An 18,722-nucleotide genomic window follows, 5' to 3' on the forward strand; every position below is an offset into this window, starting at 1 on the left:
ATAGGGATACTTGGAAACTGGATCGTGTCCGAAGCATCAATCAGATATTTATTGAATTCCCTAGAGTATCTCAGATTCCCTTGATATATTCGTCCTTAAAATGGCTTCCGTTTGATAATCGATCTGGTGGCAACGGAAGTCTTGGGTGAAAGGTAAATTTCTTCATCTTCGTGTCGGATCACCAGACCATCACCCTCCCGCAATGTATACGTGGCGACATCCGGCCCGAGTTCCACTTCCAGGATTTGACCGTGATAGGTCAGCGGAAATCGTAACCGAGCTGGTTGGTCAGGTGCGCGCCTGGGCTTGAACGTGAGCACCCCATCGTCGTCTCTCATTCCGGCAAACCCATATGTCAGGGCCATCCACGTTCCCCCCATTGAGGCAATGTGGCATCCATCGTTGACGTTTCCTCCGATATCTGCGAGATCCATCAGCAGGGCGGCTTGAGCGTATTCAAATGCTTTTTCAACATATCCAATCTCCACAGCGACGATACTCTGGATACAGGATGAGAGTGAGGAATCCCCTGTGGTCAAGGGGTCATAATAGTCAAAGTTGCGTTTCTTTTGTTCGGAGGAGAAGTTCTGACCCACGAGAAACATTGCCAACACAATATCGGCCTGCTTGATGACCTGATATCGATAGATGACGAGCGGGTGGAAAAACAACAGAAGCGGGTATTTCTCCGATGGGGTATTCTTAAAGTCCCACACCTCTTTTTCTAAAAAGGCATCATCCTGTGGGTGTATTCCCATTTTCTCATCATAGGGGATGTACATGTTCTCCGCAGCTCTCCGCCATTCCTTGACTTCATCCATTTCCAACGCCACCTTCCTGGCTAAAGCCGCATACACCTCTGGCCTTTTTTCGTGCAGTGACTCAATCGTCGTCGCAGCATACTGCAGATTCTCTCGCGCCATGAGATTCGTATAGGTGTTATTATTGACGACAGTATTGTACTCATCGGGACTCGTCACCCCGTGAATACAAAACTTTCCTCCCTTGTGTTCCGAAAAAAATCCGAGATCACTCCATAATCGTGCCGTTTCAAGCAACATTTCTGCTCCATAGTCATACAGAAACTCTTCATCGCCTGTGGCGTTCACGTACTTTCGCAACGCATACATGATGTCCGCATTGATGTGGTACTGGGCTGTTCCTGCCGCATAGTAGGCCGATGCTTCTTTGCCGTTAATCGTTCTCCATGGAAACATCGCACCTTTCTGGTTCAACTCTCGAGCTTGTTCCCTGGCCTTCTCCAACATGCGATACCGAAACATCAGGAGGTTTTTGGCAATGCGCGGTGACGTATAAATCAGGAATGGAAGGAGATAGATTTCCGTATCCCAAAAATACTGGCCTTCATAAGCATGCCCCGTAAGCCCCTTGGCTGACACTCCGGTAGTATCGGCTCTCCCTGCTGCCTGAAAAATATGAAACAAATTGAATCGAATGGCCTGCTGGATTTCAATGGTAGAACGCTTGTCCTGTTTGGATTCAATATCGCTAATGTGAACATCACTCCTTCGCCAGAAATCATCCATGTATTGCTCCTGCTCAGCCAGAATGCCATCAAATCCATAGCCCATGGCTCTGTCCAATGTCCGTTCGGCCCTATCGCATAGACCTCGGGGGGAGGCAAGGTTCGTGGTGTGATAGGTGATATACTTTACTAGGTGGATTCTCATGCCAGGTTGAGCCTCGACAGAGAACACGATGGCCCCGAAATCCTCGGAACACTTGCTTTGATAAGAATGAGCACAGTCGGTCTTGAGATCATGGGCGATGCCACAGGCGAGCGTCATGTTACTATTCATCGTCCCATGACACAGTACCACGCGACGATCTTTAGCATAATGCTCTCTTGGGTGGAGTACCCGTTCAATAAAACCCTTCGTCTGACGCGGATCGTCATCTCTCTTATGATCATCTTGAATGTAGAGCATTTCTGAGGAAATGACGATCGGGGCCTCTGCATTCAATACGGTCACCTCGTAGGACATGGCCGCAAGGTGTCGATGCGAAAAAGACACGAGACGTCGCGATTTGATTAACACCTGTTTCCCTGATGGCGTTTCCCACACAACCTCTCGGTCCAGCGTTGCGGATTTCATATTCAGGCGACGTTCGAAGCTCAGCAGGGTAGCGCTCGTGAGATGAAAGGGCTCATCGTCGACATAGAGCTTGATTTTTTTGCTGTCTGTCACATTCACGATGGTCTGGCCGGTCTTGGCAAAGCCATACGCTTCCTCACCATACATAATCGGCCATGAATCATAAAAGCCATTCACGAACGTGCCATTCTGAACCACGGGCACTCCTTCTTCAGGACATCCACGCATGCCGAAGTAGCCATTGCCCACTGAATACATTGATTCGGTTTGAGACAGGAAAGCTGGATTGTACTGTGTTTCCACCATGTTCCATTCATCAGGTGGATAAATGTGCCGAGGTGGCACAAGGCGTTCATGGTGAATCATCCTAACTCACCTCATCCATCAATGTTGTCGAAGCTTCTTTAGTAGATCCTGTCATTCGAATTTCTTTCTGGAATTCAAGAGACCAGGGACCAAAACCGTTATACAGTTCGTCACACGCCAGTGCATTCAGGGGACTAATTCTCTCAGGTCCGTGACAACGATATGAGCTCCATGTATCTTGAGTTCTTCGGCATTATCTTTCCGGGCAACCCCGATCACGAGACCAAAACCTCCACTGATTCCGGCTTGGACACCAGAAATAGCATCTTCGACAACGACGGCACGCTTCACCTGGACATCGAGCATTTCAGCGGCTTTCAAGAAGGAATCCGGGGCTGGTTTGCCGGCCAAATGTTGCTGGACGATTGTATTGCCATCTATTTTCACCTCAAAAAAATCCTCGATTCCAGCAGCTTGGAGCATCGCGTGGCACTTCTGGCTCGAAGTCACAACAGCCGTGCTGATTCCCTCACCACGGACGTATTCGAGAAACGCCAGGGCCCCCTCGTAGACCTCTACACCATCTGATTCAATCTTCTCCTCAACCAATTTGTTTTTGCGATTGCCAAGCCCGTACACGGTTTCTGTTTGAGGCGGATCATCGAGCAAGCCTTCAGGAAGAATGATCGTGCGTGATTGTAGAAAATCTCGTACTCCGTCGAGCCGTGGTTTTCCATCGACGTGCAACGTATAGTCTGTGATAATGTCAAAAGGCTGAAATGTTTCATCGGTTCTCACCGAGCGCTTCGTCAGATATTCGTCAAACATTATTTTCCAGCACGCCGCATGTATCTTTGCCGTCTTCGTGACCACACCATCCAAGTCGAAAAGCACAGCGTCGTACTTATCCTTGGTAACAGGATACTTAGTATGTACTCCGTTCATCATGTATTCCTTTTGTATGGCGTGTCCCAACGCTACGATCACGTCCATTGGTAATCATCTTCAGTTCAAGAGCTGATGAGGAGTCGCAGCTATATTCCATCTATTGATTCTTGAAAACTCCACGAACTCCCCCTTTCTCATGTTACAGTAAGTTATAAGTTAGGCTTAGCCAGACCGCGTACAGCTGATCGTGCCCTTTTCCTTTGGGCCGATATCCACCCTCGAGCGAAAGTTTGTTGTCACGATTCACGACGTCAAGCGCACCATGAAATAAGACGCAATCCTTTCCGATTCCATAAATCTCTCCTTTCCCGAGCCAACTGGTGATGGCGTTGCCCGCCTCAACAGTTGCACCGAAGGCCGTCCCAGAGATCAATAAACAAAAACCTGAAATAGCTACCAGAGTTTGGTGGAACTTGTTGAAACTCATTGAATACCTACTCTTGTTAAAAGAATCGTGTCCAAAGACACGGTGTTGGTCATTAACATGCTTCTCAGTATTACCTTACAGCCTCAGACACTTCCTTGCCCACGTGACTAGAGGGTTCCATTAGGTGGAACCATACGGCCCACCGTATTTGGTGTCACTGATTAGTCGAAGAGGACCAAGGGCTTGAGCATGCCATCCTCTTTGGTTTTCATCATGCGGAACGCCTTTACCACCTCGTTGAAGTGGAAACGATGAGAGGTGAGCGGCGTAGGATCCACCCGACCGGTTTCAAGAAGTCTCAGCAGCCGTTTCATCCGCTCAGCCCCACCCGGACACAGTCCGGTTCGTATGATCTTATCACCCATCCCGACCCCCCAGGCTGCCCTTGGAATTCCCACAAATTCTCCATCGCCGTGATACCCGATATTGGAAATTGTTCCCCCGGGTCGCGTCGCCTTGATACAGGGTCAGATTCGTTCGCTTCCCGATGGCACCGGCCACTGTATGGACATCTGACGTACAGATCAATGCGGCAGAAGTTTTTATGATGGCATCGTTAGGACCTGGATCAGGTATCGGCTTCTCCATGACGCCCACTTCGTCTATATGTTTCATCACGAACGTGTTCATCGTATTCGCCATCACGTGATCTCCTGTCTATGAGTAAGGTTCTTGTTGTGGAATGCAATGGAAACAGAAGAAATCGGTTGTTGTACCGATGTCTTAGTTTTCCTATTTTCTTCTCATTCTGTATTTTCATTTATCAAGATTAATGCCATCGAAAAATGTGAGAAGTTTTCAATGCTTCCGAACATAAAAACTTTTTAAAGAATTCTAAATGTGGTTTTTTGACCCCAATAGCCTCATACGATATTGTTGCGAAATGCCTCATATTCCATGAGAGTATTGTTTCTTTAAAGCCATCATACTCTTCGAGATGTTGTGGTTTTGAACGTCGATTCTTTGTAATAGAAAGCGAGTTTAAACAAGATATGTTCTTTACGAGATTGAGAGAGCTTAAGAATTCCTTTACAAACAGCTTTAGGCAAAGGAAATGAGGGCTTTCTGTGTTTTGAATAAAATACGATTAGGACGATGAGGATCTTCCAGGTAGTCCTCTTACGAATAAAAAAATATTCCTAGATAAAGAGATCATGATGAAAAGCAATGCTCGAACTATCAAACCGCTTTAATTTGAATGATGGAAGACCACATCATGGATGATGGTGGAATGATTAGCGATGCGCGAAGGCACCGACTGAACGGAAATATATTTCTGTCACTCACGATTCAGAGAGGAGCGCTTTTTCTAACGAGTGATGTAGGGAAGAATTGTTGACATGTTTTATGCGTTTGACGTTCTCGCTCGAAATTTGGCCGACCAGTGGATGGTTATGGATTCTTGAATTTGGCACCCTCGCTTCACGATCTCGGACATATTCTCCTATTCCCAGCATAAATCACGCATAGACGAGTGAAATCCCAATAAATGTGACTGGTCTCAGACGCTGAACTGAACGCAAGTTGAGAGATCATGCTTTCTATGTTGGAAGTTATCACGAAAATCACAGGGGAGAAATTCCCCATCTTAAAAAGTATTGTTGTGGACAAATGAGCCGGATACGCACAAATACTTCATATCCGACCGAACTTTTTTATTTACAATAAATTTTCCAAGTTGTTCACGAAACAAGCCTATGCTTTAAGGCATGCATGTTGCCTATCTTTCTGTTCTAGACTTGTGGGAAAAATCTGAAATCTGGCAACCGTCCCAAATACGCAAGGACGACCCCAATGATTCATCCGATAATCCTGAGAATCTCGGGTACAAAATTCTATTGCTGGAAGATGACGAGGAAATGCTTCGGCTGCTTGATGAAGAGTTTCAAGGATTTGGATTCCAGGTGAGGCAAGCCATGAATGGCAATGAGGCCTTAGCTCAAATCGATCAAGTCAAACCGGATGTCGTTGTATCTGACTTTCGTATGCCCGGTGGCGGACTCGATTTTCTTCGAAAACTCCGCGCGAAGTGTGAAACATGTCGCATTGTTGTGATCACCTCGTTAAGAGATGATGCGGCCATAGCAGAGGTGTTAGAACAAGGAGTTGATACGTTTCTAGGGAAACCTGTACGAATGTCAGAACTTTTGGGTACGGTCAATCGTTTGCTCGACTAACGAGATATGGCCCTTCGTGTTCTCTTGTCTTTTCATTCCAATCCGAGCTTGCAGATGGATTCGAAAAACAATAAAAGAGTTATATGACCATTATGATAATACAGAGCAGTAGCTCTAACGTAGATGTAAGGGTGAGAACCACCAACTTTCACTATTATACAATATGACCCAAGTTGTTCATGACCTGAGAAATTGCGGATTTACAGAAAATTTCGAGTTTCTTCATAACTCGTGTCATGCGGTCGATCGTGTCGCAACCTTCAATGCTGAAGAGCCTACCTTTGGTAACAGCTGAACGGCATCACTACTTCTTGATTCAAATGACCAAACAATCTTTGGTTCCATGATTTCCAAAAATCACTTCTTGTGTTGGTGACGAATGACGGCTACCGAACATCCAGCACGGTGCACAACCTTGTTCGACACACTGCCTAAGAACATCTGTTTGACTCCCGATAACCCACGCGAACCCAACACAATAAGATCTGCTTGCATATTTCGAGCGGATTTAAGAATTTCAGCCGCTGCATTGCCATAGACCAACTGTTCATCAATATGAAGATCTGGTAAAGATAGTGCCGTTCGAGTCTCTTTCAGCAATTTCGCCCCTTCTCGTCCTCGTGCATTAAAGAGTTCTTCGGCTAATCTGGCAAATTCCTCTTCATCCTTTCTGCTCATTCGCAACGCCAATTCCGTCTCATACACCTGTTTTTGCATGACATGAAGTACGGTGACTTGCGAAGAAGACGGTAATTCCACCGCGTTCACAAAGTCGATGGCCGCCTGGGCGTCCAGTGACCCATCCGTAGCCAATAGCAGCTTTATTTTTCGATCATTCAAGTTTTTTCGTGGATGATTCCTGGCGATCAATACAGAACATGGCGATTCCTGTAGCACCCATTGACTCACGCTGCCGATCAAAAACCCGGTCACTTTGGAATAGTTTCGTGTTCCAAGGATCACGAGATCAATACCTTTCGTTCGAATGAGCTTTAATATTTCCTCTCCCGGAAAGCCCTTTTTTACAAGAGATTGAACACGCACATCCTGATGTCTTAACGTGTTCTCGGTCTTACTCAGAAACTGATGCGCCTGCTCAAGCTCTTCTTTTTGAATATTTTCCACATGCTTTGATAGTTTTAAAATCCGTTCTTTCGCTAGTCCCGTGATCTTTTGAGGAATGGCGTGCACATGCAAAAGAAAAAGATTGGATCCTTTAGGAAGGAATAATTTCTTGAGTATCCGAATAGCGCCGACTGAGGCCCGAGTTTTTTCCAATGCCAACAGGACTTTCATCCACAGGCTCCTTTCAAGGTAGTTGAATTGAAGGCGTATTCCTCACACGTTTCGCCTAATGTGAAATCTTTGTTCTCTACGAAATTGAGACTGTATCACAAATTGTCTTATAGATTATGTCCTTGCACGTTACTGAAAATCCATTTCATAGTGAGGCTTTCAACAGGTCGCAGAAGGTCCTCCTCGTCTCCACTCCAATGCTCTCAGCATAATCCTCAAGATGAACCCTCTTGTCCTTGCACAGCAAAGACCTTGCCGTTTTATTGAAGACTCCTAAGAAACAGGAAATCAATGAAAATAGGGGATCTTACCCTAGATAATGAGGAGATGCATTGATAAAAGAGTCGTTTTTCTACAGAACGGGTTTCCAGGGATGGTGCAAAAAGCAACAGAGAGAAACAAGTACAAGCAGGTTGTTCAAATGCAATTGGCCTACTCAACTAAACGCGACCTGGGGCACCTCAATTCCATGATTCAGAGTGTACAGCGTTTCAGGTAATGAATGAATGGTTGCCCATTGGGTCATGGCCCAATTGAATCATGCCACCCTAGGCCTTCAATGGAACTTACTTGGGTTCGCTATAGTGTATTCTCATAATCTCACGTTAAGGTTTTTTGAAATCGGCGGGCAGCGAACCACAACATCGTCGCTCCCAATACTGCCAATGCCGCCATTTGAGGCCACAAGACTTCCGGGCCAACGCCTTTCAGGAATATCCCACGAATGATGATAAGAAAATACCTAAGCGGGTTGAAATATGTCATCCACTGCACCATTTCAGGCATGTTCGAAATGGGAAACATAAAACCGGAAGGCAGCACAGCTGGAAAGTAGAAGAAAAAAGCGCTCATCACTGCCTATTGCTGTGTTCGGCTCACAGTCGAGATGAATAAACCAATTCCGAGAGTGCTTAATAAATACAATGCGGTCGCAGCCAAGAGGAGGGACAGACTACCCGAATGGGTACCTCAAACCAGTAGACAGCCACACCCGTGATGAGGGTAACATCAGCAAAACCAATGAGCGCAAACGGCAGGGGTTTACCCAGGATAAATTCAAGCTGTGAAATTGGTGTCACCATGATCTGCTCCAACGTCCAGATTTCTTTTTCGCGAACGACGGCATGCTCGCCAACATCAACGTGACCAGCATCACCACGAGTGAGATGACACCGGGAACGTAGAAGTTGCGGCTTTCCAGATTCTCGTTGAACCACGCACGCGTTTCGAGTTCCACTCGGCCTGGGTTAATCTGTCGTCCAGCCGCCTTCCTCAACCAGGTCATCAACACTTTTTCGCTGAACGGAGCGGCAATTCGTCCGACATGGTCCAAGATGATCCCAGCAGTATTCGAGTCTGTCCCTTCGACAACAACCTGGAATGGCGCGATGCGGCCGTTGCGTATGGGTTAGGGAACAATCGTCGCCTAGGCTACGTACCTTCATAAAATAGAAATGAATTGGATTCGCTATAGATCATCAAAATGAATGTCAGTTGCATAGAAGAGTAAGGTTCCTACCTCACTATAGTCTTAGCTCTTGAAAAGTTGGAAAGCGATATCCGTATTTCCTTATTTAGAGTTCTCTTGGAGGCAATCTTTGTGTCGACAGCCATTAGCGCAGGTTGTTGCGGAGTTGATAATAAACGATGGACCAAACTTCCTCATCTGAAAGCAGATATTTAAATGCTATATGGGATGTGCCTGGCACCCCGAATTTGATAATGGAAAACAGTTCTTGATCGGTAAGTTCACGTCTTACTGCTTTATGCCCATGACAATGGACACACCTGGCTCGGCCCTCATACAGGGTTTTGCCCTGTGTAATCTGTTCCATTGAGGGAGATGAGGCTTTGGGTACTTTATGGCCTCTAGGAGACTTAGGAGACTGGCTGCCACCTTCCTTTTCTGTCTTCGTGTGGCCGAGCTCAGTTATAAAAAATACCAAAATCATCGCGAAGGGTAGGGTTCCCAAAAAGAACGTCTTCATCACATCTCTCTATTTCTACCTTTCCTGACGACGTTTTATTCCATGAGTAAAATTCAGGCCTTGCTCATAATGATACCGACAGCAACCAAAATCCCTCCAAGCAACGCGACCAAACGCTGCCTCATCCCAGCGATGGCCGTTCGAACTGTTTCTGGAGAATCAATATCAAGCGCGACACCACCGACATCAGCTTTGTGGGTAATGTGTGGGGAAAGGATTTTAATCGCAACCGGAAATCCAATCTGCTCAGCAAATCGAACAGCTTGCTCCGGGGTGTTGGCAATATGCGTTTCAACCGTTGGAATACCATACGCGGCAAGAATCGCCTTGGCCTCCGGCTCGCTGAGGAGAAACCGTTCTTGGGCTAACGCCTGTTCGATTACGTATCGGGCAGAAGATGAGATCGGATGAAATTCTTGTGGAACGGAAGGTGGAATTTCCATCAACATGTCTTGGGTTTGGCGATAGCGAACGAGATGAAGAAACGCACGAACAGCTTTTTCCGGAGTCTCGTAGGTAGGAATATTGGCCTCCGCAAACAGACGTCGTGCCTTCACGGCTGTTTCGGCCCCGAGCCAACTGGTTAGCACATGTTTTTTGAAGGCTGACGCGTGTATTGCAGTAATGACGGAGTGAGCCGCGTCTTCACTCGCGACGATGGCCGTTGGCGCATGTGTCACCAACAAGGCATCGATGTCTTGATCTTGCATGACAATGTTCAGTGCGTTGGTGTATCGTTTTGCTGAGGCATCTCCAACAATGTCGATAGAGTTTCCACGAGACCAGGTGTTGGGCAACACGGTATCCAATTGCTGGATGGTCGTCTCAGAAAGCCGAAGCAAAGTCCCACCAGCATCCGCCAGTGCGTCCGCTGCCAACACACCTGGTCCCCCACCATTCGTCAGAATGGCGAATCGATTTCCTGAAAAAAAGCGAACACGTCCCAACGTTTCGACGGCGTCGAAGAGTTCATCGATTTCAAAGACCCGAAGAATCCCGGCTCGACGAAACGATGCATCATACACATCGTCAGATCCTGCGAGAGCACCAGTATGGGATACTGCCGCTGCAGCGCCTTCGGGCCGGCGCCCAGCCTTTATCGCAAGGACAGGTTTATTGCGAGCCGCAGCTCTGGCAGCCGACATGAACTTTCTCGACTCAGTAATAGATTCAATGTATAGAAGAATGGCGTCAGTGCTGGGATCGCTTCCAAGATAATCAAGCACATCCCCAAAATCGATATCAACGCTATCACCGAGGGCTAGAAAATACGAAAACCCAATGCCTCGGGACCGAGCCCAATCAAGTACGACTGTGCACAATGCGCCCGACTGAGAGACAAACGCGAGGTTTCCTGTCATGGCTTCGACATGCGCAAAACTCGCATTCAACGCAAGATGCGGAACGAGAAGACCAATTGTGTTCGGCCCTAAAATCCGCATGCAATGCCTCTGAGCAATTTCCAGGATGACGGATTGTACGCTTATTCCATCCGATTGTGATGGTTCTTTGGAAAGGCCGGCGGTCATAATGACAGCAGCCCGAACCCCACGCTCACCAAGATCCTGAATGATTGACGGGATCGTTTCTGGAGGTGTACAAAGAATCGCAAGATCCGGAACGATTGGCAGCGCATGCACATTAGGATAGGCCAGAACTCCCGCAACAGCTTGATGCTTGGGATTCACGGGCATAATGGGTCCGAGAAATCCGGCTCTGAGTAGATTGCCCATCACCACATTCCCAACTCGATTCAGCTTGTTCGAAGCCCCAATAACTGCAATCGATCGAGGCTTAAACAAAAATTGTAAGTGACGTATGCTCATAGCCTCTCGCTACGCTGCGTGGCTTTCGACCGCTGAGACAGGCCCCCTTTTTCTCACGCTAATTCTGTTGTTGAGAGAACCAACACTAAGCACGGTTCAATCCTCATCTTCATCTTCAACATCTCGCTTTCCTCCAACATGACAATGTAAGCAATGCACAAAATGTCCCGGTCGATGAGCCCCCTCCCCTTCTTCAATGAGATGACGGACCGTCGCATTGTTTAAGAGAACGGGTTTTGTCTTTTCCTTTTCCGTATCCATCGTGTGACAGTCTGAGCATGAGGACGTACTAGTGGCCCGAAAAATAAACTCGCCATGCGGATTCCGCGCCGTCCCCATGGTAATACTAGCTAATACCCCGCGGTGCTCAGTATGGCATGTCAGGCAGGATTGCTTACGAACAATGACTTCTTGATGTATGCGATGTACTTCAGGTTGGGATTTGAGTTGGAACTGCTGAAGCGTGTGGCAGACAAGACACTGTGTATCCGTTGCCCCAATAAACGGTTCATGACAGGTCCCGCAGGTGGCAATGTCTGCGTGATATCGGCTGAGATGACCAGGAGCCCACAACGTTTCTGGCGTATACACCGATCCCCAGGCGATGTAGACAATGATCAAACCTGTACTCGTCAAAACGACGGGTAACACCCATCGACGTAAACACCACACAAGCTATACGCCTCCAAAGTAGAGTGCGCCGCCAATATGTATCAGCGTGAGCACGACGCATGTCACCGTCAAGGGGCCATGCACACATCGCCACGACCGGAGGGTTTCTTCCTCTAGAGCCAGATTGTGAAGATGAGATTCTACAGCTTCTTCAGTCAGGCCTTGAGCGGCTAGTTCATGACGTTGCTCGTATAGCGTCCGAAACGCCAAGTAATGGAGAGCTTGTCCCGTAATGCCACTAAAGACCACGAGTAGCAATGCAACGAGCGCAAGCACCGGGACCGCGGCGTGAAAGTGAGCACCTGAATGAACCACAATAAGCAACGGTCCAGCAATTCCCATGATCTGATGAATTTGAAACCAGTCTTTGGGCCAAACTTGATTTGGATGCAACCATCGTTTGATAGGATACACAAAGGTTAGCGCGATCATACCGAAGCCCAGCCACCCCACGACATGAGCCACTTGAGTATGTCCGAAGGGCCGTTCTGGTTGTGAACTCAACATGAACTCAATTGCCAAAGCAATCGAAATTAATGCAATACTCATCCAGATGATGATTTGGCGTCGGCGAGAAATCGTATTCATGGCAAATCTAAAGAATCTGCATATCGCGCCGGCAACAACGCTTTTACTTTCGCTTCGACGATATCGGGATCTTTCACTCCACGCAGCTTAAGCTCTTTCCCGGTTTCGGTTGACTGAATAACCAGAGTTCCAATACCCCAAAATCGAGAAATTGGACCTTGCACCAGATACATGTTCTTGATCATCTCAAGCTTGAGAGAGTTCATGTCACGTTGGGTATATCCATTCTTAATAATTACGCGCGTCGGAGTCACGACATAATATGCCCAACGACGAATAAGAGCGACGACCAAAAGTAACACCACGGCACCAGCCAACCACAGCGGCCAACCTGGTAGACCAAAACGAAGAAACAAGACTCCTCGAAGTGCTGTCAGGAATGTAAAAAAATAGAGCCAACTAAACTGCCCCCATGAAGGAAAGGCCTGCCAGATTATTCGCTCTTGTTCTCGCCCTTCATTCATAGGGTTTTTCATAGCTTCGTAACTGATATGGTCTCGTTGCGCAGACGCACATACGATCCCTGCTTTCACAGGAAAAAATAAGGTCGTCGGATACAACCGAATGACCTGAACTCATGCATCTTTGAGTGATGCAGACATTGGAACGTGTCGTATTCTTTTACCTTACAGCATCGTAGATCATCAAAATCGTGACGCCTTTTTCAGTAGTAATCGGCGCAACTTCCGCATGCTCTGGCATGAGTCGAAAGCTCCCTGGACCAAACGATTTCCCTTCGGTCTCGTAGTGCCCATCGAGTACATAGTGCTGAACCACACCTCGGTGTGAATGAGGAATAATCTTCCCTTGGGGTGGGACACGAAGGAGCATCGTTTTCGCTCCTAAATCTTTCTCTTCACGAAGAACTTTCACCTCTGCCGGTCCAGGGAATTCCCGTAATTCTTGCCAGTTCATATTCTGTGTATCGTGATTGATGTCTTCTTTAATCATCTCGTCTCCTTTCCTCTCTTCTAATAGTTAGAGCTACTCTGAGTTTTAAATAATCTCTCCGGATGATCCCATCACATATAACGGCGGTCAGGCCTTCACCCATTTCCACGCGTCATGAATGTGTTTCGAGGAAAAACATTTCAATTCCGTCTTGACCATGGGGTTGAAGATCGTTGTATACCAATCCAGCCATTGCTCATCGCCCACAATGGCCATTCGCGTAAAGTCACGTACATGGCGAATGCTAAATTTGAAATCTTCCCAGAAGACTCCAATTTCCACCCCACTAAACTGAGTCATATCACAGAGCAAATTCAGCGATCCATATTCGTTGATAAGATTTTCAAAATAAGGTACCAAGACCTCATAATCATTGTTGGTCAGTTTGCCATCAACTTTGATCCCGACGGTACGACCAGAGCTTTCATCCAACACTCGATACATATTCCTTACTCCCACTCCCAATCGACATCAGGTCCCTTCTTCTTCGCTTTATGCATTCGAGGACTCGGTATCGCCGGTTCATTCTTGACTGGCCTATGTGTCACTCCCAGAAGTTCAATCTTTATAGGTTGGCCATCTGCATTCACACAATCGAACTGATCAAAGACAACGTGAAGACAATATCGACCTGAATGGTCAATTCCAACTGACGCTGAATACCATCCGTCGAGTGGGCTCCCATCAGCAGTGAGGATTTCCCAATCCCAGCAATCCCTTTGCTCTGGCACTCTGACCGTCAGGTGCTTCTTTTCTGTGGCTTTCACACTATGCCCTCCCCATGAATAATGCTGCTAACACACCTAAGGCTTTAACGAAGGAAGGTAAGCGAGAAGGTCTGCCATTTGAGTCACCTCTCACGCACCTTCGAATCCAGCCACAGCCATACCCGTTTGACCTTTCAAGATACTGATAGTTGAATAAGAATGCTCGTAAAGTTCGGCTCATGAAACATCGTTTAAATATCCCGTCAGATATTCCTTATTTAAACGTCATCATATAGGCTGTAATCGCATAAATATCTTTTTCCGGGAGTGGAGGCTTGGGAATATACGCCCCACTATCTGGGACAAAATCGTTGGGATTTTGATTAAAACGATACACCCAATCAGCTTGTAAGCGCGCCCCCATCTTGATTAATGATGTACTGGATTTACCTCCCGTATATCCCCGACGATTGCTCGCCGGTGTCCAATGACAGTTTTGACACGCATGCTCCTGATAGAGTTGTTTCCCGCGCTTTAACTCCTGAGCTGTGCCAGATCGCATCACCCCTTTCTTCACTCGAGGGTCCTTGATCGTCTGCAAGAAATCTACAACTTCACCAGCTTTTGATGGCGAGAGCGAAAGATGTCTCCCTTTACGCTTAGCTTTGTAATCGAAGCCAAGCGGATACAGCTTCGCATCAGGGTTTTGTAGCCATTTCCCTAACCACTCTTCCTGGTACTTGTTCCCAGCCCAGATGAGATCAGGAGCCTGTTTGGTCCGTCGTGGCATCGGGTCTCCCTCGAGGCGGTGGCATACAGTACATCTTTTCATCACAATCGTTTTCCCGAGGTTGTCCTCTTTTGCGTGAGCTAGAGATGTAACAAGAATCAATGCAACAAATGTGGTGATCACGCACATACGATGGATTCGTCCTCGCCTCTGTCTACTAAATAGTGTATGGTGATCACTCAGATTGTTGGCAACATTCATGGTCTTCTCCACCTCTCTCATGCTCCATCTCCCTCATCATGTCATGCCCTCTGTTACCACCATGTCTGCCTCCTGGTCCCATTCCTCTACCTCGCCCCATGCCTCGCCGTCCATGTCCCCCGGAGAAACTCTGTTCATACTGCATCACCGTCCAGATATCCTCGTCAGTGAGCAGTCCACCAAACGGAATCATGGCCGTCCCCGGGGAACCATGCTTAATGACCCAAAAGATCTCGCCCTCCGTTCGGTGTCGCCAAAACCCATGAGAACGAAATATTCTCGGCGGAGGATTGAGGTTAATTCCACCTGGGCCGTCACCACGACCTTGTACCCCGTGACAGTTCACACATGTTCCCTTCCCTTCATATATAGCCTTTCCCTTTGCCACAATATCTGGCGATTGCGGAAGAGGACTCGTGAGCGCACGCGCTTCCTCAATTTTATCAGCTGGTACACGGGCCCTCATCATGTGTTGCCCGTGTTGCCCGGCTGCCATTGTGATACTAGTCGTAATCGAAAACATGATGATACTCACTGTCAGATATGTGAAACGCATGACCCTCTCCTTCAAATTTGGTATTCGTCTTGGTGAACAAATAGATGCCCCTTGATAAATTTCTCATCGCAACGATGTCGCTTACTTCGGTTGACTAAAAATATGACCAATTGATTGTGGAAAGGTCACAGTCCCATCTGGAAACTCTTTCCCCTTTTGCCATAAATGATAGATCACGCCATCGGTCTTACCAGCAGCCTCAGCGATTTCTTTTTTCTTGTTCTCATCGTCGACATCAAGAATGAAAAGCCTCCCAGTGTCAATCTCTTGTTGATGATCATGGAAATGCCGATGCCATTGAATCAAGGGAAGTTTCCGTGCAACATCCTTTGCCACAAAATATTCTATGGCAACCAACGGCGCATTGGCCGCAGTGGTTTCAAATAAGAGGCACTGAAAAATCGTGTCTGAAATTCCTTTACAGTAATGGTGGAACGGACCACCAATCTCTCCATTAGCCATGAGATGAGGGGCCTGCACATGAAGATCATAGCCATCCGCCGGCCCTCCACCTGCACTCATGGCCTGGGTCGAGAGACATCCTATCGTCAAAATGCACACGGCACCGATGAGTCCAATACGTCGAATACATGCAGACATAGCAACCTCCTTGAATAATAGACCAACACGAGCTTCCGAGAACGAAAAACTTTCTGCTTCTTTGTCTTAAAACTCAATTCCAACATCGATCCCTAACATTGTTCGAAGTAGGTCATGGCGTGTGATGGTTTTAGAAACCACACCATTTTCTTCTACCGGTAAATTGAGCAAGCGATTCTTCTCCATGAGTTGGGCAGCCTCTCGTAAGGAAGTGGAAGCGGAAATGGCTATTCGATCTTTTTTCATCAGGTCTTCAGCTGAAAGCGTTTCAAGGTCTTTTCCGTCTTCTAGGGCTTTCAATAAATCAAATTCACTGATGAAGCCGACAAATCGGCCTGCGTCATCTACAACTGGGGCGCCAGGTGTATGACTGGATAACAGCGCAATGGCAACGGAATGACCATTAGAGTTTCTTTGAATGCGCATGGTGTTGCTGCCTGAAATCTGTCCCACGGTCTCAAATTGATTAGTCGCTGGCATACTGACCTCCTGTGTTTGTGAGTCATATTTCTCGATGTGAGCAGGTGGTTCCTTACAATTTCCTAGCTCCTTCTTGTCTCGTCACATAATATTCCGACTTGCGTCCGCTCTACGAACGTTATCCTTCATCATTTTGCTGCCTCGAAAAAGGAGCGACTCAAGCCTTTTCATTGTGAAGACAGTATCTGACGTTCCGCCTCAAACCAGTCTGCTTGATCTTCCCCATGACAGCCCCCTCGCTGCTGGTAGAGCTCATACGCTCGCCTGGCAATCCGAGCATCGAGATTTTCCGTAAAAGACGATTCTCCGTGATTAGAGGAATCAACAGAGATGATGGTGTCGTCGCCAGAGGGTACAAACCTGGAGGACTTGAAGTCCCTCTTTTTGATCAGGACGCTCTTTCCGGATTCAGAGGTGGAAACTGGGTTAATCGGTTCTTCAGTGCCAACAGTCTGCCGAGTCGTTTGCATCATGAGACCTCCATTAAATCTTTTTCACCGAAGAATGAAAATTTATGAGTTTGAGCCTACGACTCAACTATTGAGTTATTTTGGATTTGAATAGCAAAACCAACAGCGGTCTTTTCTTTGCTACTCCTTCTCCTTTGTTATGGTCCTTATCAAGTTCAGTGCCAGTTCGAGAAATACTGATTTCCAAGGGTTTTTTGAAGCGCGCGAACCCAGACACACACTGTTTGAGGAATTTGGCCACAGTCATTTGATCGACAGGAGGGAAATTGTCGTCACTTAAAATGGGGCAGATGGGGAGTGAAGTTGGAAAGGGTTCTTTCCACAACGGCGTGACAGACTTTGAGTTGTTCACGAATTCGAACGTTTATAAGGACCGAGGAAAGGGAGCATTCAAAGAGAGGATCAGGGTATTTCTACAAGTGCTCGACATCAAAAGGTGATGGGGAAAAGATTTCATCGCGTACAGCATCTTGGTCGTGGAAGGTCAACGTGGTAACGAAGTATGATTGTCGAAGGATCTCCTGCGTGACATGCCGTCCGTATACCTATTGAAACAAACCCGGTCATGAGACCATGAGTTGGTACATACCGTGACATGCTGTACAGCAACTGGTGATGCTCGAAAGCTAGTACATCACTTCCTGCAACAAGGTTCCATCGATGATAGCCTCTGCAAGTCTGTCGAAATCCCGATGAACAGATACTCTCATCTGTTTAAAGGACAACGGTAGCTTGAGCATTAGAGCAGGATTAGTATCGGCCGCCATCTCCATTCCACCAAAGCGTGCTGCTTGACTTTGTCCGACTGATCCGGGTCACTTAATCCAGTCACGACGCCATGGACGGCCTGTAACAGTTGTCGCGTTTCTTTGAGGATAAACGCACATTCAGCCGGTGCCAGGTGAATAGCGGCGGCCATCATCACCAGGGTCTGTGGTGCCTGTGATGAAATACCAGCCCAACATACACGCACCAGCAACCCCAAAAAGCAAAGCGAGTCGAAAGAGTTTCTTGGAAAGTACGTGTGGAGTGCCACGTTCATACACCTTCGTTGTGAACAAGCTATCTCTTACAACACGGTTCGCTCGAACACATGTTGGGTTTAAAATCAGCGAATGAATGAGAGTCCCACAGGGCTGGGGGTGTTTCGTGTCGCCTCAAGCCGGTAGTCAGGTCGTCGTTTCTTCTCAAAACAGCCCAAAAAAGATTCGCACAGAGAAGAACTCCGCCAAGCAACAAGCCTCCTACACCGGCATACGCAAAGATCTCTGTGACCACATGTTCATGGTCCACGACCAATTGATGGTGCTAACAAAAACATGGTGAACTATGAAAGCGGATACAAGCTGCTGAACCCGAGAAACACTGATGCGTTTTTTTAACCTCGATGTCAGATCAGAAAACATAACAAGGATAACCAAGCCTAGCGAGAATGCCGAAATACCCGTCGCATGAAAATGAACTCGTTGAGCATAACGCCAAATCTTGTCCTGGCTGTTTTCGTCATGGACGGTGGGGTTGGCGGTCACCCCTTCGGCAATAAAACTCCTATAGGCATTTTCATTGACTCCGAATGAAATACCGATACTCACGTCCCATCAAAACAAGCGCAAGCCCCACTC

At 47.2% G+C, this 18,722-nt stretch carries 23 protein-coding genes and 1 pseudogene; 1 reads left to right on the plus strand and 23 read right to left on the minus strand.

Translation table 11 applies throughout. The features are described 5' to 3' along the window. Positions 1-95: 95 nt before the first annotated feature. The 5 genes and pseudogenes from ACWQXP_RS06615 to ACWQXP_RS06635 form a co-directional block, all read right to left on the minus strand. Positions 96-2,483 (minus strand): glycoside hydrolase family 65 protein, encoded by a 2,388-nt coding sequence (locus ACWQXP_RS06615; RefSeq protein ID WP_454062041.1) that lies wholly within the window; start codon positions 2,481-2,483, stop codon positions 96-98. A 126-nt stretch (positions 2,484-2,609) separates the two neighbouring features. Then, the gene (locus ACWQXP_RS06620; RefSeq protein WP_454062042.1) at positions 2,610-3,371 is read right to left on the minus strand and encodes an HAD family hydrolase; all 762 of its coding nucleotides are present in this window, start codon (positions 3,369-3,371) and stop codon (positions 2,610-2,612) included. Between the two features lie 139 nt (positions 3,372-3,510). Next, complete coding sequence (locus tag ACWQXP_RS06625; RefSeq protein ID WP_454062043.1) at positions 3,511-3,798, minus strand: hypothetical protein; 288 nt, start codon at positions 3,796-3,798, stop codon at positions 3,511-3,513. A 161-nt stretch (positions 3,799-3,959) separates the two neighbouring features. Beyond that, positions 3,960-4,262: pseudogene (locus ACWQXP_RS06630) on the minus strand (NAD(P)-dependent alcohol dehydrogenase); the annotation flags it as partial. Then, a complete protein-coding gene (locus ACWQXP_RS06635; protein ID WP_454062044.1) occupies positions 4,156-4,440 on the minus strand; it encodes a hypothetical protein in 285 nt (94 codons plus the stop codon). The pseudogene ACWQXP_RS06630 and the gene ACWQXP_RS06635, both read right to left, overlap by 107 nt. Positions 4,441-5,507: 1,067 nt before the next feature. Here ACWQXP_RS06635 and ACWQXP_RS06640 point away from each other — a divergent pair. After that, on the plus strand, positions 5,508-5,975 hold the full coding sequence (locus ACWQXP_RS06640) for a response regulator transcription factor (RefSeq protein WP_454062045.1): 468 nt from the start codon (positions 5,508-5,510) through the stop codon (positions 5,973-5,975). 357 nt (positions 5,976-6,332) lie between these two features. Here the strand turns inward: ACWQXP_RS06640 and ACWQXP_RS06645 are convergent, their stop codons facing one another. The 18 genes from ACWQXP_RS06645 to ACWQXP_RS06730 all read right to left on the minus strand — a co-directional run bounded on the left by ACWQXP_RS06645 (position 6,333) and on the right by ACWQXP_RS06730 (position 18,692). Continuing rightward, on the minus strand, positions 6,333-7,271 hold the full coding sequence (locus ACWQXP_RS06645; RefSeq protein WP_454062046.1) for a universal stress protein: 939 nt from the start codon (positions 7,269-7,271) through the stop codon (positions 6,333-6,335). Between the two features lie 600 nt (positions 7,272-7,871). Continuing rightward, positions 7,872-8,123, minus strand: coding sequence for an ABC transporter permease (locus tag ACWQXP_RS06650; RefSeq protein ID WP_454062047.1), 252 nt, complete (start codon positions 8,121-8,123; stop codon positions 7,872-7,874). 59 nt (positions 8,124-8,182) lie between these two features. Continuing rightward, positions 8,183-8,488 carry a hypothetical protein gene (locus ACWQXP_RS06655; RefSeq protein ID WP_454062048.1) on the minus strand — a complete coding sequence of 102 codons (306 nt, stop codon included), beginning with the start codon at positions 8,486-8,488 and terminating at the stop codon, positions 8,183-8,185. A gap of 396 nt (positions 8,489-8,884) precedes the next feature. Beyond that, a complete protein-coding gene (locus tag ACWQXP_RS06660; RefSeq protein WP_454062049.1) occupies positions 8,885-9,259 on the minus strand; it encodes a c-type cytochrome in 375 nt (124 codons plus the stop codon). Between the two features lie 53 nt (positions 9,260-9,312). Then, positions 9,313-11,085, minus strand: coding sequence for an acetate--CoA ligase family protein (locus ACWQXP_RS06665; RefSeq protein ID WP_454062050.1), 1,773 nt, complete (start codon positions 11,083-11,085; stop codon positions 9,313-9,315). Between the two features lie 96 nt (positions 11,086-11,181). Beyond that, positions 11,182-11,706, minus strand: a complete 525-nt coding sequence (locus ACWQXP_RS06670; RefSeq protein ID WP_454062051.1) for a hypothetical protein — start codon at positions 11,704-11,706, stop codon at positions 11,182-11,184. A 54-nt stretch (positions 11,707-11,760) separates the two neighbouring features. Next, entirely contained in the window at positions 11,761-12,345 is a 585-nt protein-coding gene (locus ACWQXP_RS06675) for a hypothetical protein (RefSeq protein WP_454062052.1), read from the minus strand. Then, a complete protein-coding gene (locus ACWQXP_RS06680; RefSeq protein ID WP_454062053.1) occupies positions 12,342-12,821 on the minus strand; it encodes a PH domain-containing protein in 480 nt (159 codons plus the stop codon). Before ACWQXP_RS06680 ends, ACWQXP_RS06675 begins: the two co-directional genes overlap by 4 nt. Positions 12,822-12,966: 145 nt before the next feature. Further along, positions 12,967-13,296 carry a cupin domain-containing protein gene (locus tag ACWQXP_RS06685; protein ID WP_454062054.1) on the minus strand — a complete coding sequence of 110 codons (330 nt, stop codon included), beginning with the start codon at positions 13,294-13,296 and terminating at the stop codon, positions 12,967-12,969. 87 nt (positions 13,297-13,383) lie between these two features. Continuing rightward, positions 13,384-13,740, minus strand: coding sequence for an STAS/SEC14 domain-containing protein (locus ACWQXP_RS06690; RefSeq protein ID WP_454062055.1), 357 nt, complete (start codon positions 13,738-13,740; stop codon positions 13,384-13,386). Positions 13,741-13,745: 5 nt separating this feature from the next. After that, positions 13,746-14,063: a hypothetical protein gene (locus ACWQXP_RS06695; RefSeq protein ID WP_454062056.1), complete on the minus strand. Its 318-nt coding sequence runs from the start codon at positions 14,061-14,063 to the stop codon at positions 13,746-13,748. 214 nt (positions 14,064-14,277) lie between these two features. Then, a complete protein-coding gene (locus ACWQXP_RS06700) occupies positions 14,278-15,015 on the minus strand; it encodes a c-type cytochrome (protein WP_454062057.1) in 738 nt (245 codons plus the stop codon). Further along, positions 14,969-15,550 carry a c-type cytochrome gene (locus ACWQXP_RS06705; protein WP_454062058.1) on the minus strand — a complete coding sequence of 194 codons (582 nt, stop codon included), beginning with the start codon at positions 15,548-15,550 and terminating at the stop codon, positions 14,969-14,971. The genes ACWQXP_RS06700 and ACWQXP_RS06705 overlap by 47 nt, the downstream gene beginning before the upstream one ends. Positions 15,551-15,631: 81 nt before the next feature. Further along, positions 15,632-16,150 carry a DUF1264 domain-containing protein gene (locus tag ACWQXP_RS06710; protein WP_454062059.1) on the minus strand — a complete coding sequence of 173 codons (519 nt, stop codon included), beginning with the start codon at positions 16,148-16,150 and terminating at the stop codon, positions 15,632-15,634. Between the two features lie 66 nt (positions 16,151-16,216). Continuing rightward, complete coding sequence (locus ACWQXP_RS06715; protein ID WP_454062060.1) at positions 16,217-16,630, minus strand: CBS domain-containing protein; 414 nt, start codon at positions 16,628-16,630, stop codon at positions 16,217-16,219. Between the two features lie 167 nt (positions 16,631-16,797). Further along, positions 16,798-17,103, minus strand: a complete 306-nt coding sequence (locus ACWQXP_RS06720) for a DUF2934 domain-containing protein (RefSeq protein ID WP_454062061.1) — start codon at positions 17,101-17,103, stop codon at positions 16,798-16,800. Between the two features lie 736 nt (positions 17,104-17,839). Then, positions 17,840-18,142, minus strand: a complete 303-nt coding sequence (locus ACWQXP_RS06725; RefSeq protein ID WP_454062062.1) for a hypothetical protein — start codon at positions 18,140-18,142, stop codon at positions 17,840-17,842. A gap of 202 nt (positions 18,143-18,344) precedes the next feature. Next, positions 18,345-18,692, minus strand: a complete 348-nt coding sequence (locus ACWQXP_RS06730; RefSeq protein WP_454062063.1) for a hypothetical protein — start codon at positions 18,690-18,692, stop codon at positions 18,345-18,347. Positions 18,693-18,722: the final 30 nt, after the last annotated feature.

The sequence above is a fragment of the Candidatus Nitrospira salsa genome (assembly GCF_965152625.1).

Excerpts from the sequence above, each read along its gene's own strand:
- ACWQXP_RS06615 (WP_454062041.1), bottom strand. The coding sequence starts at position 2,483 with ATGATTCACCATGAACGCCTTGTGCCACCTCGGCACATTTATCCACCT.
- ACWQXP_RS06620 (WP_454062042.1), bottom strand. The coding sequence starts at position 3,371 with ATGATGAACGGAGTACATACTAAGTATCCTGTTACCAAGGATAAGTAC.
- ACWQXP_RS06625 (WP_454062043.1), bottom strand. The coding sequence starts at position 3,798 with ATGAGTTTCAACAAGTTCCACCAAACTCTGGTAGCTATTTCAGGTTTT.
- ACWQXP_RS06635 (WP_454062044.1), bottom strand. The coding sequence starts at position 4,440 with ATGGCGAATACGATGAACACGTTCGTGATGAAACATATAGACGAAGTG.
- ACWQXP_RS06640 (WP_454062045.1), top strand. The coding sequence starts at position 5,508 with ATGCATGTTGCCTATCTTTCTGTTCTAGACTTGTGGGAAAAATCTGAA.
- ACWQXP_RS06645 (WP_454062046.1), bottom strand. The coding sequence starts at position 7,271 with ATGAAAGTCCTGTTGGCATTGGAAAAAACTCGGGCCTCAGTCGGCGCT.
- ACWQXP_RS06650 (WP_454062047.1), bottom strand. The coding sequence starts at position 8,123 with ATGAGCGCTTTTTTCTTCTACTTTCCAGCTGTGCTGCCTTCCGGTTTT.
- ACWQXP_RS06660 (WP_454062049.1), bottom strand. The coding sequence starts at position 9,259 with ATGAAGACGTTCTTTTTGGGAACCCTACCCTTCGCGATGATTTTGGTA.
- ACWQXP_RS06665 (WP_454062050.1), bottom strand. The coding sequence starts at position 11,085 with ATGAGCATACGTCACTTACAATTTTTGTTTAAGCCTCGATCGATTGCA.
- ACWQXP_RS06675 (WP_454062052.1), bottom strand. The coding sequence starts at position 12,345 with ATGAATACGATTTCTCGCCGACGCCAAATCATCATCTGGATGAGTATT.
- ACWQXP_RS06680 (WP_454062053.1), bottom strand. The coding sequence starts at position 12,821 with ATGAAAAACCCTATGAATGAAGGGCGAGAACAAGAGCGAATAATCTGG.
- ACWQXP_RS06685 (WP_454062054.1), bottom strand. The coding sequence starts at position 13,296 with ATGATTAAAGAAGACATCAATCACGATACACAGAATATGAACTGGCAA.
- ACWQXP_RS06690 (WP_454062055.1), bottom strand. The coding sequence starts at position 13,740 with ATGTATCGAGTGTTGGATGAAAGCTCTGGTCGTACCGTCGGGATCAAA.
- ACWQXP_RS06700 (WP_454062057.1), bottom strand. The coding sequence starts at position 15,015 with ATGAGAGAGGTGGAGAAGACCATGAATGTTGCCAACAATCTGAGTGAT.
- ACWQXP_RS06705 (WP_454062058.1), bottom strand. The coding sequence starts at position 15,550 with ATGCGTTTCACATATCTGACAGTGAGTATCATCATGTTTTCGATTACG.
- ACWQXP_RS06710 (WP_454062059.1), bottom strand. The coding sequence starts at position 16,150 with ATGTCTGCATGTATTCGACGTATTGGACTCATCGGTGCCGTGTGCATT.
- ACWQXP_RS06715 (WP_454062060.1), bottom strand. The coding sequence starts at position 16,630 with ATGCCAGCGACTAATCAATTTGAGACCGTGGGACAGATTTCAGGCAGC.
- ACWQXP_RS06720 (WP_454062061.1), bottom strand. The coding sequence starts at position 17,103 with ATGATGCAAACGACTCGGCAGACTGTTGGCACTGAAGAACCGATTAAC.
- ACWQXP_RS06725 (WP_454062062.1), bottom strand. The coding sequence starts at position 18,142 with ATGAACGTGGCACTCCACACGTACTTTCCAAGAAACTCTTTCGACTCG.